Origin of the sequence: Microcoleus sp. ARI1-B5, assembly GCF_036705795.1 — a bacterium.
GTDB lineage: Bacteria > Cyanobacteriota > Cyanobacteriia > Cyanobacteriales > Microcoleaceae > Microcoleus.
The window spans coordinates 127,275-143,836 of record NZ_JAUBVK010000004.1 but is presented as its reverse complement, the minus strand read 5'-3'; the positions used below and the strand labels follow the sequence as shown (position 1 = coordinate 143,836).

At 47.1% G+C, this 16,562-nt stretch carries 9 protein-coding genes and 1 tRNA gene; 1 reads left to right on the top strand and 9 read right to left on the bottom strand.

The genetic code is table 11. The annotated features are described in order from the left end of the window. Positions 1 to 38 precede the first annotated feature (38 nt). From QUB63_RS08285 to QUB63_RS08260, 6 genes are all read right to left on the bottom strand, one after another. On the bottom strand, positions 39 to 1,619 hold the full coding sequence (locus tag QUB63_RS08285; protein ID WP_332944396.1) for a glycosyltransferase: 1,581 nt from the start codon (positions 1,617 to 1,619) through the stop codon (positions 39 to 41). A 121-nt stretch (positions 1,620 to 1,740) separates the two neighbouring features. Then, entirely contained in the window at positions 1,741 to 3,183 is a 1,443-nt protein-coding gene (gene xylB, locus QUB63_RS08280; protein ID WP_332944395.1) for a xylulokinase, read from the bottom strand. A 21-nt stretch (positions 3,184 to 3,204) separates the two neighbouring features. Further along, a complete protein-coding gene (locus tag QUB63_RS08275; RefSeq protein ID WP_332944394.1) occupies positions 3,205 to 8,385 on the bottom strand; it encodes a PAS domain S-box protein in 5,181 nt (1,726 codons plus the stop codon). A gap of 115 nt (positions 8,386 to 8,500) precedes the next feature. Beyond that, positions 8,501 to 9,997: a mannitol dehydrogenase family protein gene (locus QUB63_RS08270; protein WP_332944393.1), complete on the bottom strand. Its 1,497-nt coding sequence runs from the start codon at positions 9,995 to 9,997 to the stop codon at positions 8,501 to 8,503. Further along, positions 9,994 to 10,722 (bottom strand): HAD family hydrolase, encoded by a 729-nt coding sequence (locus QUB63_RS08265; RefSeq protein WP_332944391.1) that lies wholly within the window; start codon positions 10,720 to 10,722, stop codon positions 9,994 to 9,996. The genes QUB63_RS08270 and QUB63_RS08265 overlap by 4 nt, the downstream gene beginning before the upstream one ends. Next, positions 10,703 to 12,205 (bottom strand): mannitol dehydrogenase family protein, encoded by a 1,503-nt coding sequence (locus tag QUB63_RS08260; RefSeq protein WP_332944390.1) that lies wholly within the window; start codon positions 12,203 to 12,205, stop codon positions 10,703 to 10,705. Before QUB63_RS08260 ends, QUB63_RS08265 begins: the two co-directional genes overlap by 20 nt. Before the next feature lie 1,186 nt (positions 12,206 to 13,391). Here QUB63_RS08260 and QUB63_RS08255 point away from each other — a divergent pair. Beyond that, positions 13,392 to 13,955 carry a GIY-YIG nuclease family protein gene (locus tag QUB63_RS08255; protein ID WP_332944389.1) on the top strand — a complete coding sequence of 188 codons (564 nt, stop codon included), beginning with the start codon at positions 13,392 to 13,394 and terminating at the stop codon, positions 13,953 to 13,955. A gap of 305 nt (positions 13,956 to 14,260) precedes the next feature. On the opposite strand, the gene ygfZ is transcribed toward QUB63_RS08255, so the two are convergent. From ygfZ to QUB63_RS08240, 3 genes are all read right to left on the bottom strand, one after another. Beyond that, a complete protein-coding gene (ygfZ, locus tag QUB63_RS08250; RefSeq protein WP_332944388.1) occupies positions 14,261 to 15,334 on the bottom strand; it encodes a CAF17-like 4Fe-4S cluster assembly/insertion protein YgfZ in 1,074 nt (357 codons plus the stop codon). Between the two features lie 427 nt (positions 15,335 to 15,761). Beyond that, positions 15,762 to 16,160: a hypothetical protein gene (locus QUB63_RS08245; protein ID WP_332944387.1), complete on the bottom strand. Its 399-nt coding sequence runs from the start codon at positions 16,158 to 16,160 to the stop codon at positions 15,762 to 15,764. A 309-nt stretch (positions 16,161 to 16,469) separates the two neighbouring features. After that, positions 16,470 to 16,541, bottom strand: a tRNA-Val gene (locus tag QUB63_RS08240). Positions 16,542 to 16,562 lie beyond the last annotated feature (21 nt).

Sequence of the window (16,562 nt, the reverse complement as noted above, 5' to 3'; positions counted from 1 at the left end):
CGAAGCTGTCAACCATCAACCAATGGAGGCTCTCAATTCTAGTTCTTTAGCCCAAGGTATTGCTGCCAAAATATAGTAGATGTCATTTCCTTTGAAGCACTTTTCCATTGTGTACTTATGGATGACCATTCATTACTACCTTCAGCAGCAACTTTAAACCACCTAGTCAAAAGGTTAGTACCAGCTAATTTATCTACCTCATTTTGGTTATTATAGCTTTTACTAAGCTTTACAATGCTCATGTGAAAGGTTTCTGGGTCACAGTTTTTGATAAAATCTGGGCCTTTTAGATAGTCTTCAAAAGCTTTTACAACCATCTCTACATGATTATAATCAAATTTTGCTAAAGCCTGAAGTATTACTTTGGTCAAATGCTCAACTGCATCCATATATTCTGGAGAATAATGGATGGAATAAGCTATTAAATCATTGCGGATATAATAATAATTTTCCCAATTTACATTTTTGGCAGAAGCTGGTTGATGCCACACCGCCATTGATGGAAAAGCTACAATGTTATTGCCCAACTCTTTTATTCTTAAACCAAACTCTACATCATCTATTTTGATAAAGAAAGGCAGCGGTAATTTAGTTTGTTCAACAAGTTCCTTAGAAAAAGAGAAAAACCAAAATCCGCCATAGTCTACATCTTCTTCCTTGAGCAACCTGTTGAGAGAATTAGAATCTCGTAAATCGATATTATAATTTAAAGCAATTAATGCCCCAGGCCCAAATCCTCTAGTTTTAGAATAGGCGTTGTACGATGCTCCTGCTTCATACAACATATGCTTTTTTTGTAAATTTAGCAGTCCACCCGCTACAGCAAAATCAGAATTGGCGTATTCATACAAAGGAAATAATTTATAAATACATTCACTTTCTAACTCTATATCATCATCCATAAGCAAAAAATGAGAATATTTTTTTTCCTCTAAAGCTTCGACCAACCCTCTGGTAAAGCCCCCGCTTCCACCAGCATTTATATTAGGAACTAGCCTCAGTTTTGGCTTTCCGAAATCAGCTTTGTCTAAAGTTCTACCATTATCAACCACGAATACTTTAAAGTCCTTGGTTTCTAGCAATTCATCTTGAAAAATGGCAGTTAATGTATTTTGTATGAAGTCCTCTTTTTTAAAGGTGCAAATGACAATCCCCAATGATGCTTCTCTAGTTTTACTTTGATCGGTTGCTATCCATGCCCCTTTAAATTCACCCTGTTCACTAGAACAGGTTATTTCAAAATATATTCGGCCCGCTTTTTTGCCTTGAAGGAGATTTATTGGTGAGATTTTTACAGGGTCAGAGAATTGACATTTCTCAAAGCTCTCTTCAGAAATTATTTCTTTGGTTTTTTGTCCATCAAATTCTCGGTAAACAGAAACTTTAAAATCGCCTTCAAGTTTCAGCAAGTAGTAGATAGAGCTAAGAGTTGTATATTGAGTATAAAATCTCTCGTAAAACGAATTAAAGTAAGAATTTGAGGAGACAACACCACCCTGAGATAAAACAACTTTTTTGTCATCTTCCTGGTAGTTTATAGATGCAGATTCATTACACCGTATGTATACATCCGAGCTTTCGGCTGATTTTGGTAACTTAATTCCAGCTAATATGTTCATGTAATATCTACCCCTTATTGTAGTAAGCTTAGTTATTTTATTTTACTGGTGTTAAACAGTCTTAGCTTAAGAGTAATTTGTGGATAGGTTCTAGTACCTCCTCCTTTAGGCATAACTCCTATCACATTTTTTTAAGTCGTGGATAAAGGGATTGATATCGAAACCAAGCCTCTTCTAGGATTGGATCAACTGATTGGGGAGTGGCAGCAAGTGTTGGTGTGGCTGCCAGTTTGATCGTGTCATTAGCATCTGCGTATACGCCAATTCCGATACCCGCTAATAGAGCAGCACCACGCGCGGAAGCAGCAGCAACTGTAGTTGCATAGAGGGGTATTCTCAATACATCGGTCAGTAATTGTTTCCAAGGCATTTCTGCCGTTCCACCGCCTGCTAAACGCAGTTCTGTCGCTTTAAAACCTGTTGCTTCAAGTGCCTCAAAACCTTGTCGCAAGGCAAAAGCAACTCCCTCTAAAGCTGCCCGCATCAGGTGCGCCTGTGTGTGATGAAGTCCAAGCCCCACCCATGCCCCACGTACATAGGGGTCGAGGTGTGGAGTTCGCTCACCCGTGAGGTAGGGCAAAAATGTCAACCCTTCACATCCTGGGGGAACAGAAAACGCTTTACTATAGACTTCCAGCCAGCTCAAGCCGAGGATACCTCGCACCCACTCAAGCGCTAACCCCGCATTTTGCATTGCTGCAAGGGCGTACCACTGGTTAGGTACGGCGGTTCGATAGAGATGTGTACGACCGTGACGATCGATAATTGGTTGCGATCGAGGTGTAATGATTTGAGCGCCTGTGCCGATCGTTAGTTGAACCAATCCAGGCTCTAGTAGTCCGTTACCAAGCGCTGCCGCTGCGGTATCCGCAGCACCAGCGATAACGGGTAAGCCAACTCTTAAGCCAAGATGCTCTGAAGCAATAGTTGTTAGGTAGCCAGCGATCGCACTAGAGGGGATAATTTTTGGTAACCAATCACCACGTAGATTCAGCGCCCCAATTGCTTCCCCAGCCCAGTTGTCCGACACAACATCGTAAAGCAAAGTACCGCTAGCATCAGATGGTTCGGTTGCGACTTCTCCAGTCATCCGTAACCGCAGCCAATCTTTTGGCTGGAGTGCCCAACGCGCTTCGGTGTAGACAGTAGCCTCGCGTTCTCGCAGCCACAACAAAGTTGGACCCGCCATTCCAGCCGTAATCGGGTTGCCCAAGCGCTCTAGAATAGCGGCATCGAGTGAATGATAAGTGTTAAGCGTGGCACTAGAGCGAGTATCTGCCCAGAGGATAGCAGGACGCAGGGGCTGACCGGACTCCGAAGCTAGGACAACACCGTGCATTTGTCCTGAAAGTGCGATCGCCTGTACTTGGTCAGCATGATTTCCTACAGCCTTCCTAACAGCCTCGCCAACCGCTAACCACCAATCTTCTGGTTCCGACTCAGCCCATCCAGGGTGGGGTGCATGAACGGGATAAGAGCTTGATGCTTCACAAGCAGTGGTTCCGTCTGTCGCTAGGAGCAATGCCTTAGCAGAGCCTGTTCCTAAATCTATACCAAGCAGCATGATAGCTAATCCTCAAATCATTCAGTATTTCAGCAAACGGGCGATTGCTTTTACCAATTCCTCCGGTTCGACAGGCTTGGAGATATGCATCCCAAATCCGGCCGCTAAGGCTTGCTGCTGATTGATTTCTCCGGCATAGGCAGTAAGTGCGATCGCAGGAATCGTGCCTCCCTGTTGGGGTGACCGCTTTCTAATTTGCCGAATCAGGGCATAACCATCCATCTCTGGCATCCCAATGTCACATAACAGCAGATCCGGGACAGATTGATTCAGGAGAGTCAACGCCTGTGCAGAGGAAGCGGCTGTCGTAACTTGTGCGCCAGACTGCATTAGGGTGAATGCTGCCAAATCCCGCATATCTGGATCGTCGTCTACAACCAAGACATGAATACCTGTTAAGTCTGCCGCACTTTCTGGGTGTCTGTCATCAGAAGAGGGTTCCGGCTCGACAATGTTTAACGGTAGGTGGATAGTAAATGTAGCTCCTAAATTCTGTCCTAGGCTGTCTGCTTGAACGGTTCCTCCATGCAGTTCGGTAAAATGGCGGACGATCGCCAGTCCCAATCCCAATCCGCCAAATTGTCGAGTCGTTGTGCCATCTTCTTGACGGAAGTAGTCAAACACATGGGGTAAGAAGTCTCGACTGATGCCTCTTCCCGTATCTTTGACTTGAATCTGAGCATAGGTGCCAACCTGCTCTAGTTGCACCTCGATTCGTCCTCCGCTTGGGGTGAACTTCACGGCATTGGAGAGGAGGTTCCAGACTACCTGTTGGAGGCGATTTGTATCGCCTGAAACCGTTCCTGAAATCGGATTGAATGTAGTCTGGATTTGAATGTGTTTAGCTTCGGCTGCCAGTCGCACCGTTTCCAGTGCAGCCTCAATCGTTGCTGCTAAATTCACGATCGCGACCTTTAACGTCATTTTTCCTTGCAGAATGCGCGAGACATCCAACAAGTCCTCAATTAATTGAGCTTGCAGCTTGGCATTGCGTTCGATCGTTTCCAGGGCTTGCTGGGTTTTTGTGGCATCTAGTCGCCCAGTTCGTAGCAATTTTGTCCAGCCCAGAATCGGATTGAGAGGCGATCGCAATTCGTGGGACAATACCGCTAAAAATTCGTCTTTAATCCGGTTAGCGGCTTCGGCTTTGGCGCGATCGCGTTGAGCCACCCGGTACAACTGAGCATTATCGATCGCCAAAGAAGCACGACGAGCCAATTCCTCTGCCAGTTGCAAATCTGCCGAGGTGTACTGTCGTTGAGATTCGGCACAGATAAAGGAGATGACTCCTATAATCCGTGCCTGAGTTCGTAGTGGCACCGTCATTACAGATTTGAATCCAACCTGCCGCAGAATCTCTAAATGCTCTGCGTCACGCGCTGCCTGTACTAACAGTTCATCCGGAATCTCCGGCACAAAATCCGGTTGCCCAGTTCGCAATGTGTATGCAGCACCGCGAGGGTCATCCGGCTTCATAGGATACTTGTCTCTAATCTGATATGCCCATGAAAGCTTGGCAGGGTCAATGTGAGCCACTGCAATCTGCTCGATCGAACCATCTTCCTCAACGATGTGAACCGTACACCAGTCGGCTAATTCCGGTACTGTAAGCTGCGCGACTCGCTCTAGAGTCGTTTGATAATCAAGTGAGGATGCAAGCACTGCACTCGCCTCAGAGAGAAAACGTTGGGCACGTTCTAAATGCACCCGTTCCGTCACATCTACCACATAAACTAGAACGCCTTCTACCTGACCGTTTGAGTTAACGGTCGGAAGATAGTAAACATTGTAGTAACCGGGATGGCGATCGCTGCGTCCAGGAGTATTCACCGCAAAGTTGGTTGAAATGAAGGGATTGCCTGTGGCGTAAATCTGATGAAAGACTTCGACTAATTTGGGATCGAACTGACCAAAAAGTTCTGGAATTGAATAGCCTAAGTGTTGCTCGCGGGTTAATCCATTAATTTCTGCTAATGCTTCGTTGATGGCAATAAATCGCTGCTTTTCATCTAAAAGAGCAAGCCCAATGGGTGATGTTTCAAAGATGGTTTCCAGTTGGCGCTGTGCGGCTTCCGCTTCAGATCTTGCAATGCGCTCGCGTTCTAAAAGTTGTTCTCGTTCTTGTTCTGCTTGCTTGCGCTCCGTCACATCCAGCACCAGCGATAACACCGAAATCATCCGTCCCGATTCGTCCCTGAGACTGGAGTTATACCACTCGCAATGAACAATGTTGCGATCTTCCGTGTAATTGCGGTTGTATGAAAAAATATGGGGTTCTTCACCATAGACCAGCCGTTGGCAGACTTCAGCAACCGGTTCCAGGTCTTCCTCAAAGACAAAAGGTATCTCTGTTAAAGATTTGCCCAGCATTTCTTCGGCTTTCCAGCCCAAAATGCGCTCTGCACCAGCAGACCACCGAAGGACTCGAAAATCTCGATCCCATTCAACGACTGCCATTGGAGAGTTTTCAACATGGAAGTTGAGCTTTTGTAGGGCTTGACGCAACGCCTCTTCCGCTTGCTTGCGTTCTGTGATATCTATGACGACGCCGATCGAGTGCTTGGGATTTCCCTGAGCATCATAAGTAAACTGTCCTCTCGCTTCAACCCAGTGTATGGAGCCATCAGACCAACGCAGGCGATATTCATGGTGATACTCTTTCTTTTCAGCTATAGCTTGCTGAAATTTCAGATCGGCGGATGCTAGGTCATCGGGATGAACCCGACTTGCCCAAACCTCATAGCTGGGTTCGCACTCATTCGGTTGTAGATCCAGGACGGTGAAGTGTCCTTCTGACCAAAGCAATGCATCGGTCTGTATGTCCCAGTCCCAGGTTCCCATGCGTCCAACCTTCAGAGCGAGTTGCAGGTGAGCTTCACTTTCTCGCAATTCCGCTTCTGTTCGCGATCGCTCCACGGCTAGCCAGGTTTTTTGAGCAATTCGCTCCATCAGTTCCACCTCTTCCTTTGTCCAGTGGCGAACAGAGATATGGTGCAACACCAACAATGCAACAAATCGCCCTTCTTTGACTAAGGGAACACACAGAAGAGACTTGGTTTCGATTGCATCGAAGGCAGCAGCCCCCGCTCCGGCAGTCCGAGGATCGGCATCAACATCATTTACGATGATAGTTTTGCCCTGCTTTAATTCAGCAATGATTTCAGGGCCAAACGAATCCAGGTGATGTCTACCCACCACGCTGATTACACCATTGCAATAGTCGCGATCGACGATGACATATTCCTGAGTAGAATCAATTTCACCGTAGGTACAGCGAGTGACACCAAAGTGCTCTCCTGCGGAGCTAACCACTCGCCACATAATTTCCTTCGAGTCTTGAATGGCACGAATCGCGTCATTCAGTTCAATCAAAAACTGCTGCTGACGTTCTTTTTCCTGTAGCTCTGTCAGCAGTGACTCAATCTGTCGCCGAGCCTGTACCTGGGCTGTCACTTCCATGTTATAAATCAACACGCCCTGAATGGTTCCCTCAGCATCCCGCCAAGCCGGACAGACGCAGTTGAAAAATCCCTCTTCTAACACACCATCGCCGTTCCGATCCCAGTAAGCAGGCGACTCATTCCGAATGAACGTTTCTCCCGTCCGGTAAACGCCCTCAATGACATCAAAGTAAATTTGCCCCTCTAGCTCCGGGAAAACCTCCCGCATTGATTTTCCGATCGTGTCTGGAGTGCGCCCAACCACTTGTAAATAACTTGGATTGGCAAATTCATAGACAAGATCGGCACCTTTAACAATGCCAATCATCGCAGGCAATTGCATCAAAATTTCATACAACCGCTTGCGTTCGGTTTCTGCTGAGTGTCGGGCAGTTTGTTCTCGTTTTAAAAGGCGATCGCGCTCTGCTTCGATCTGTTTGCGTTGGGTGATGTCAACCGAAACGCCAATCATACGAACTCCCCGTCCGGTTTCATCCAGATAAACTCGTCCCTGACTGTTGATCCAGCGCACAACGCCGTCTGGACTAATTACCCGATACTCCTGCCTGTAGGACTGTTCGACCGAATTTGCCCCTTGGGTCGCTTGGATCGCCCGTTGTCGATCGTCTGGATGAATGAGCGCAAAAAATTCTTCTGCTGTACCTTCTTGAACACCCCAAACTAAGAGAGCATTAGCAGAACACAACACCCGATTGGTTTTTAAATTCATATCCCAGACAACCGTTTGAGCCGCCGTCAGTGCTAATTGCAGGCGTTCATCGCTCTCTCGTAATGCCTGTTCAACCTGTTTGTAATCCGTCACATCTTGGAAGATAACAACGGCTGCAACAATCTGCCCCTGGTTATCTAAAATCGGTGCTGAGTTGACGTTAATGAAAATGCGGCTACCATCATCTCGCTGAATTTCCATCTCTTCGTTGGTAACGACCTCACCTGTTTTTAGCGATCGCGCTAAGGGCATATCTTCATGGGCATAGGGCTGACCATTAGAACGAAGTGGAATGTATGAAACGACGGTATTATATTCGTTAAGCTCGAGCGATTGTTCGTAGCCATACCCAACAATCTGCTTAGCTTGTTCGTTGGCCAGAACTAACTTACTGGATACCGCATCGGCAATCATTACTCCCGCAGGCATTTGTCGCAAAACCGCTTCAAATCGGGCGCGTTCAATTTCAAGTTCGTGCAACAACCGTTCTCGTTCTGCCTCCGCTTGCTTGCGATCGCTCACATCTCGAAAATAAACGGCTACCCCTGTTGTAGAGGGATAGGCATTCGCCTCTATCCAACACTGGATAGGTTCCCCAAATTCTTCCCAGGAAACAGGAACTTGTTCCGTCACTGCCCGATGTAGTTGCCGATCGGCAATTCCACCGACCAACTCAGGAAAAACCTCATTCCAAACGTGCTTTCCCAACAACTCTTCTGGCGTTTTGTGCAGGATTTTAGCCGCTGCTTGATTCACGTAAGTGTAGCGCCAATCGCGATCGAAGGCGACAAAAGCATCCGTAATGCTTTCAATAATCGTTGCCACCTTGCCCTCAGTTTCTTGGGCAGCGAGCAACTGTTCGCCTTCGAGAGTGCGGGCCAAGCGTTCAATGACTTCAGAGCGAGAAATTCCTCGCCTCCTCGCCTCTCGATCGAGCGATCGCCATGCTGTATTAGTCAGAGATACGCTAACTCGTTGTTTCGTCTCACAGTTCCAATTGCTAACAAACTTACCTGTGCCGTCGCGCTTCATGAAGAGTCATCCGTATGCATACACGGTCTTCTCCATTCAACCTGAGTTACTACCTCAGGAGAATCCACCTTAAGATAGATGCTTCGGCCAGAGGCAATACGGATGCAGATGGTACCTACGAAAATCGGGCTAGCGTTCCTTTAGCACCAAACTCATGCAAACTGCTCAACTTGTCAGCAACAGTCTCGACGAAACGTGGCGACTGTACTAAATCTCCAAAAATCTCAAATATGCTGAGTAATGGTGTGGGATCTGTTTTACCCGATCGGGCTTGTTGAGTGAGGATGTCTGCTAATGGGTCATCAATGGGGATAGGACGGTTCTGGTCGTCATAACCATTGAGATAGTGACACCAAGCAGCGATCGTCAAACTTAGGTAATCGATCGCACCTCCAAGTTGTAATCGATCGCGGATCGACCCTAAAACAAACTTAGGAATTTTGGCCGAGCCATTCAGGCACAGGCGCGGAAGCAGATCGCGAATTTTAGGATTAGAAAACCGTTCAATTAAAGTCTTTTTATAATCGTCTAAATCAATCCCAGGAACGGGTTGGAGCGTGGGTGTCACCTCGTCCATCAACTTAGCGACTGCTTGCTCAAACAAGGGGTCTGCCATGACTTCATAAACGTAGGTATAACCTGCCAGAGAACCGAGATAGCCAATCAGCATATGACTGGCGTTGAGCAGCCGAATTTTCATCATCTCGTAGGGAAGAACATCGTTAGTCATCTGTACGCCAACGGATTCCCAATCGGGTCTGCCTGCACAAAAGGTATCTTCGATTACCCACTGGATGAAAGGCTCCGCGACGCATGGAAACGCATCATCAATACCAAACTGTTGGGCCACCATTTTGATATCTTGTGGCGTTGTCAGCGGAGTAATGCGATCGACCATGCAGTTGGGAAACGCAACGTGTTCAGCAATCCAACGTCCTAACTCTGGATCGCGCATTTCGGCAAATGTTGTTAGCATTTTCCGCACCATGTTGCCGTTGCCCTGGATATTGTCGCAGGACAAGACTGTAAAGGGTGCCAACCCCTGTTTGCGCCGCTTGGAGAGTGCGGCTGTCAAAAAACCGTATGTCCCAATTGGTTGGTCAGGATGTTGCAAATCGTGCTGCATCGTCGGGTGGTTTACATCGAAATTGCCACTTCCTTCAATGTAGTAGTAGCCGCTTTCAGTGATCGTTAGGGTAACAATTCGGCATTTGGGATCTGCTAATGCTTCGATGACTGCTTGACGATTGTCTGGTGCAAACAGGTATCGAGCGATTGAGCCAATGATTCGAGCGCGATCGCCTTCTAGCGATCGCTCAACTAAGGTATACAAACAATCTTGGGACAGCAGCGCATCCCGCATTCGCCTGTCATATTCATTGTCAAGCAATCCAACACCACAGATTCCCCAATCACTACCAGGATTCTGATGGAAATAATCATCGAGATAAAGCGCTTGGTGCGATCGATGAAATCCACCAACCCCAATATGCACAATTCCATTACTGATTTGATGGCGATCGTACTTGGGTACGCGCACATTGCCAGGTAAACGAGACAGGGATGCTTCATTCAGCTTGATTGTTGAGCCTGTGTTGGTATTGCTGTTCATAATATCCCGATAAGATCGTCGATCCGCTCGATAACTTGCTCGGCACCAGCCGACTCAAGAGCATCTGCACGGCTTTTTCGTTCAGCCTCGCTGATATGAGTTCCCCCTACATAACCGATAATCTGCCCAATTCCAGCGGCAACGGCAGCTTTTACCCCACTGATAGAATCTTCAACTGCCACGCAACCGGAAACTTCAGCGTCCAGACACTTCGCGGTATATAAGTAGATGTCAGGAAGCGGCTTGGGCCGCGGAACGGGGAGAGAGTCGTGAGCGCTAAATATCCGATCGCTGGGGAAATAGTCGGTCAAGGCCGCTGCACCAAGGCAAGCACTCAGCCGCTGTAAGCTGCTGTTACTTACAAGTGCATATTCAAATCCGTCATCGCGCAAGTAAGACAGCACTTGAGGCGTTCCGACCGTCGCTTTTGCCTTTACTTTCAATTGTTCAATTGCTCTGTTTTCTTCTTCAGTCACTAACCGATCGATATCGCGCTCATTAAGAGTGGTTGATGAATCTGCGTAGATCTTCTTGAGTATTTCCCTGTAAGGTTTCCCGGCGAAGCTTTTAACAAAGTCCTCAAGCTCATAGTGTTGAGCGCCAGGGAACTCGATCGCCACTTCATTTGTCAGCCTCCACGCGCTCTCAAGTGCGATGATTTCACTATCAACGACAGTTCCGTCATGATCGAAAAGCACCACCTTTTCATGCTGAAACGGTTTCATTCAAAAGACCTCCCTCACTGTAATTTTTAAGCGCAGTCAATAGTCCGTGGGTCTGGATATCTCGCAAAGCTTGGTGGCATTCATTATCTACGATCTCTGTGTGTTCGCAATTCTCCAATCCCAGAATCCCGCTAATTACCGCGCCTTCTTGAATCGCTGTAATTGCGCTTTGGGTATCCTTGGCATGATAGGGCGCGCCCGACTCGCTCGCCCCCTCTCTGACTGCAAGCAGCCACGCCGCAACGGGAAGTACAATCCGCTTCATGCTCACTTTTCGGCTGTAAGCATCCTGAAGTATCGGAAATATATACTTGCCTACTTTCCTCGCTGTTTCGGAAGAGATTCTCTCAGTAGTATCGGGAAGATCCTCGTTACTGAGCCTTAGTAACACCTGTTCTATATATTGTTCGCACATATGGCGAGGTACGGGTGTTGCTGCTGCGATATCGTCCATGAGAAGCCGAGCAAACAACTGGAATTCCGGTCGCGCGATCGCCTCGTGCATATACTCTATACCTGCTCTTACAGCTAAACAGGCTATGAACGAGTGTACTGCATTCAAGAATCTCGACTTCATATACAGGAAGGGAGTGATGTCGCGCGTCACAATCACCCCCACATCTTCCCACCCCGGTCGATCGCCTGTGAAGTTGTCTTCCACGACAAACTGCCAAAATGGTTCGGTTACAATGGGATCGCGATCGCGAACTTGCAACAGTCGGTTGGGGTAGTTATAGTCGGATTCTTGCTCCCCAGGCACAATCCTGTCTACAACCGTATTAGGGAACGTCGCGTTATCCCTGATGTATTCTGCAAGTTGAGGATCGATCGAGTCAGCGTAAGCTAGCACTGCTTTTCGCAGGATATCTCCGTTTCTGGGCAGGTTGTCGCAAGAAAGGGTGGTGAAGGGGGTCATTGAGCGATCGCGCCGCCGGCGTAGCGCCTCTACGATAAAGCCAATTGCAGTTGTTGGAGTCGAAGGATTTTGCCGATCGTGCGCGATGTCTTCATTCGCTGTGTCGAGATTAAAATTCTTGTCTAGATGGTAGCCTCCTTGAGTAATTGTCAGAGTCACCAGATGCACAGAGGGAGACGCCATCTTTTCAAGCACATACTCGCACTTCTCTCTACCATCGACAATTTCCCTGATAGAACCTATAACTTCCGCTTCCTCACGATTTTGAGCGCAACTAGAATGTTTGGTCAAAGTGTAAAGGAATCTCTGCGGTTTCAACCTAGTAATGGTCTGTTGACTCTTCAGGCTAACCCCACAAATCCCCCATCTCTGCTCTTGGGAATCCTTCTGTGCAAGATAGTTATGTATTATGTAGGCGAGGTGGCCCCGAAAAAAACGACCCGGTCCGAAATGGACGATACCAGTCTTAAGCGCCCTCCTGTCGTAAGGAGATTCTTGTCTCCACAAACCAGTTACAGTACCGAGGCGAGAACTTGAAACACTGGGCGGTCTGAGTAAGTTAACCATTAGAGTTCTTAGATAAGTGGATAATCGGGTAAAAAAGAGCAGGTCAGTCTGGGTATAGCCCATGACCTACAAGCAGGACAAATATCTTAAAGTGGCAAAATTTTAGGCTTACTCTGTGGCATCTACAAGGAAAGGTTTAGCCACAGGGTAATTAGGATCTGACAGGTTGAACAGAGAAAGAAGAAATCAGTTCAGTTGACCTGTGACAGTTGACCGCACGGGGGGTTGACCGCACGGGGGGCAACTTCTACCTGGAAAGAAGAGGATTGGAGTAATGAATAGTCGGATTTTAATTTCTCCCGAAAAAGCTTTGCGCTTTCAACCAATTCTTTCTGGTAAACTTAATTAATTAAGTATCAAATATCAAGCAGTCATTAACCTGAAGTAAGGCAAAAGAATACGCCACATACTGCCACTTTGTTGAGCTTGGGCAAGTGCGTAAGTCGAATCTCTGTCCTATAAGGCGCAAATAGACTGCTTTTTAATTCGACCTTGAGATTCCCCAATAACTCTGTACACTTTGTATGTTATTTACCTTGGTCGCTGCTATCCTCCGTCTTAAGGAGAATCTACAAACAATTCTTTAGAGGTATTTATAATACCATTTTTCTAAAATCGTGCAACACTCTTCGACCCCCCCTAGCCCCCCCGCTGTATTGCGGGGGGAACAAGAATACTGTTGCATTCTTTTTTAAAATTGGTATAACAACAATCAAGTGTAGACTTCACTACAAGCATTTAAGCTAGAGTTTGGTGTTGTAGAAGCGTCAAAAAACAACGCTTGCTTTGAAAATTCCTGTCTGTAGCTGATAGCTGATACAGTTACTACCCCTGATTCCTGACAGAGCATAAGCAGGGGCTTTCAATTCCCTGTTAGTTAAGTTAGGATCGCGAATTAAATAACTTACAATTTTAATTGTTATTGTGGAATGGGCGTCCCACTTTCAAGAGTGGAAGTTATACCAATTTTAAAAAAGAATGCAACAGTATTCTTGTTCCCCCCGCAATACAGCGGGGGGGCTAGGGGGGGTCGAAGAGTGTTGCACGATTTTAGAAAAATGGTATTATTTAATTCTCATTCCTTAGATCGCTCCGTAGATGTTGCCCGCGCGGAAGAGTTATCTTGCGAGAGACGAACGCTTGGCCCACTTGAATATTTACGGCGCACAATTGAGGCGCATCAAGAGTGAACTCGCTCTACTTTGTTGAGGTCAAAGCTGACGGCAACAGCTTCTATAAAATTGGAATGACGACTCGACTAATTGAGGAACGGATAGCCGAAGTGCAGCGGGATGTGAGAGCGCATTACTCAGATGTTGCCGTCAACTTGCTGGGATTGTGGGAACACCGAGGGAATGTGGAACTGTACTTCAAACACCCCTACAAAACGTTTAATTATCGCATCGAGAAACTGACGGAGTATTTCGTGTTTCCCAATGTCAAGCGCACCCTGCGGGATTTGTTTGAAATGGAAGCAAAAGTGCTGGATGATGTTGAGATTGAATTAGTTGGCTCGATCGCTGCTACCTCGCTCTGTAGCTTTTTCTACTGCTTCCCGTGCCGGCGTAACTGCTTCCCCCACGTTATTTTTTACCGATTTTATAAATCTTTTGGTACTGGGGGCAATGGGTTGGTCGAGATTCAGCTTTTCTGTGATATTGCCAAGTACACCCTTGGCATCCTTCTCTATATCGCTTGTTGGCTGCCGATCGGGAAGGGCAATTTCGTAAGATTTAGCTTCAGGGGTTAAAGGTGTAGCGATCGCTTGCACTTTGTTGCCCGACAATTCCAATTCGGAGCTAAACAGGAGCGCTGTAGCTACAGCAAAGATTATTCCTAGTCGCAGGCAAATTGTAACTAAACGCGAGGTAAACTTTTTCATTGAAAAACTCTGTTTTTTCTGTAACGACTGTAATACAGAATAATTGCTGTTGTTGGTTGGCCAATCTATCTAAAGATAGGACTTGGGGCCAATTTATGGTGTTAGCCCGGTTCCCAAATCAACCTCAACAAAAAAGTTTTGGGCGCTGCGGCGCAACAGGCGACCGAGCGCAACTAGGAACTCAAGAAAGGTACATTTACTACTTCCCCTGACACTTCTCCTACCTGCACTTTCAGTTTTTCGCCGCCTGCTTTGGTGCGGATGTAAGCAAGACCAAAAAAGCCGGATTCGGTTTCTGTAAAACTGGTGAGTTTGCCGACTTTTTCTTCTTTGATTGTGACTGCTGTTCCGGGTTCAACCGCACCGCTCAACTGGACGCCCCAAAGTTGCTGTTTGACTCCTTGGTAGGTGTTCAACCGGGCAATTGTTTCTTGGCCGATGTAGCAGCCTTTGTCGTAGGTAATCGTGTGTAAAAGACGGGCTTCTAGGGGGTTGTAATCGTCTGTGAGTTCACAATCTGGTGCGGGGCGTCCTTGTTCGATGCGCAGTTGTTCCCAAACTCGATCGCCCATCGGTACGGCCCCAGCTTTGACTAATTCATGCCACAAGTTGGCTGCATCGCTGGCTGAGGCAATTAAGGTGTATCCGGGAGTTGCTAAACCGCTACCAACCGCAACTCGAACCCCCCCTTCATCGTCAGGGGGGGAAAGAGGGGGGTTTTTTATCAATTTGTGAGCAGCGTAAGGTTGATTTTCAAGTTCGGTAACTCCGAGTTTTTCTAATAGTTGAGTGCTGGACGGGCCGAGGAGGCTGAAAGCAACTGTTGTATCGGTTAAATCTGTTAATTCTACGCGATCCATTGGAAAAATGTAGCGATCGAGCAATTCGAGCAATTGGTGGCGGCGGTTGGCTGAAACTAGCAGTATTACAGCATCTTCTGTAGCGTAAGCGGTGGCTAGGTCGATCGTCCTAGCTGTAGATGTGACGAACACGGTGTCGCAACCTTGACCGGGTTTGAGTATGTTAAAGTTATTGGTACTTTGATTGTGGAGGAACCGCAGTCGATCGCTCCCTGAGATTTGAATGCGTCCCCAGTGAGTGCGATCGTACAAAGCCGCACCTTGTTTAGTTGCTGCGATGGCGTCGCCGTCGTTACCAAAACTGATAGCGACTGTTTCTGTGGTTGTCAACTCTGCAAAAGTAGCACCGGCGGCGGCTTGAATGTCGTGCAATTCTTGAATTAGCATAGGATTTGAGATTTAATATTTGACCGTGTATTGAATCATCGATCTTTACAGTGGTAAGGTGCGCGCTGCATTGTGTCAACTTAAGACTAAAAGCCTTAATAAATCTCGTTTATCCCCAAGTCTAGATCCCCCCTAACCCCCGCAACGATTCGGGGGGGACAAGAGCGTTATTGCGTCCCGCTTAAGAAGGGGGAGTAGGGGGTATGCGAGGGGGATAAGGGGCGCTAATCGTCAAACAGTAGACTGATACTACATTTGACCTGTTTGTTGACACGCCGGGAGTGCTTGTGGCGCACCCTACATATAGATGTTTTGCGTAAGTGCTACCTTAGTTTATGACTGATGACTGATGACTGCTGACTGATGACTGACAAGCTGTCACAGGTCAACTGACAACTGTCACAGGTCAACTGACAACTGTCAACTGTCACAGGTCAACTGTCAACTGACTCAAATTAGCGAAGATTTCTTGTATTAATTGACTGGCTTTGGCATCAAGACGATTCCAGTCTACATCGCCAGTGTCCTCGTCAATCAAAAGAGTGTCAATTACGACTTCCTGGCTTTGCATTGGAGTGTGGGCTGGCTGGTAGTTGACAAAGCAGACTCGATAGCAAAGTTCCCAAATATCGACGGATCTTTGTTCGCCTTGATGCTCTAGAATTAGTTGATAGCCGGGAATGGGAACCTGCACTTCTTGATAACTTCCTGTCCAGACTGACTTTTCTAGTTGTTTGCGGATGTTGTCGAGCACTCGGATCATGGCCGGCTGCATGAGAAGTTCAGCTTGTTTCCAGGCGATCGGGCTAGTTATCTTAGGCTTCATATACACGATGTTAAAAAGGAAAATCAATAGATTAATTTTCCAGCATTGGGGGCCTACTTGTGGGACATCCGCCACAAAATGTTAAATTTAGTCGATCGCAAATTAGGACGCGCTTGCGAAACAAACCGACTTGGGCGCGATCGATATTGAGCTCGACAGCGAGACACCTACGAAGCAACCGGATTTCTGCCCCTGTGCGCGTGACTTCCACAGAGAAACCCGGTTTCTTCGAGCTTGGCTTTAGCCAAGATAATCTCTAAAGAAACCGGGTTTCTAGTTCCGCTGGTAAGTCGGAAATTGACTTTGGTATGGGCGATGTAGGATTTGAACCTACGGCATCCTGCGTGTAAAGCAGGCGCTCTACCACTGAGCTAATCGCCCAATTGCGCTTACAGGGATTTA

Coding starts and splice junctions, on each gene's coding strand:
- QUB63_RS08285 (WP_332944396.1), bottom strand. CDS start 1,619: ATGAACATATTAGCTGGAATTAAGTTACCAAAATCAGCCGAAAGCTCG.
- QUB63_RS08265 (WP_332944391.1), bottom strand. CDS start 10,722: ATGAAACCGTTTCAGCATGAAAAGGTGGTGCTTTTCGATCATGACGGA.
- QUB63_RS08270 (WP_332944393.1), bottom strand. CDS start 9,997: ATGAACAGCAATACCAACACAGGCTCAACAATCAAGCTGAATGAAGCA.
- QUB63_RS08260 (WP_332944390.1), bottom strand. CDS start 12,205: ATGGTTAACTTACTCAGACCGCCCAGTGTTTCAAGTTCTCGCCTCGGT.
- ygfZ (WP_332944388.1), bottom strand. CDS start 15,334: ATGCTAATTCAAGAATTGCACGACATTCAAGCCGCCGCCGGTGCTACT.
- xylB (WP_332944395.1), bottom strand. CDS start 3,183: ATGCTGCTTGGTATAGATTTAGGAACAGGCTCTGCTAAGGCATTGCTC.
- QUB63_RS08275 (WP_332944394.1), bottom strand. CDS start 8,385: ATGAAGCGCGACGGCACAGGTAAGTTTGTTAGCAATTGGAACTGTGAG.
- QUB63_RS08245 (WP_332944387.1), bottom strand. CDS start 16,160: ATGAAGCCTAAGATAACTAGCCCGATCGCCTGGAAACAAGCTGAACTT.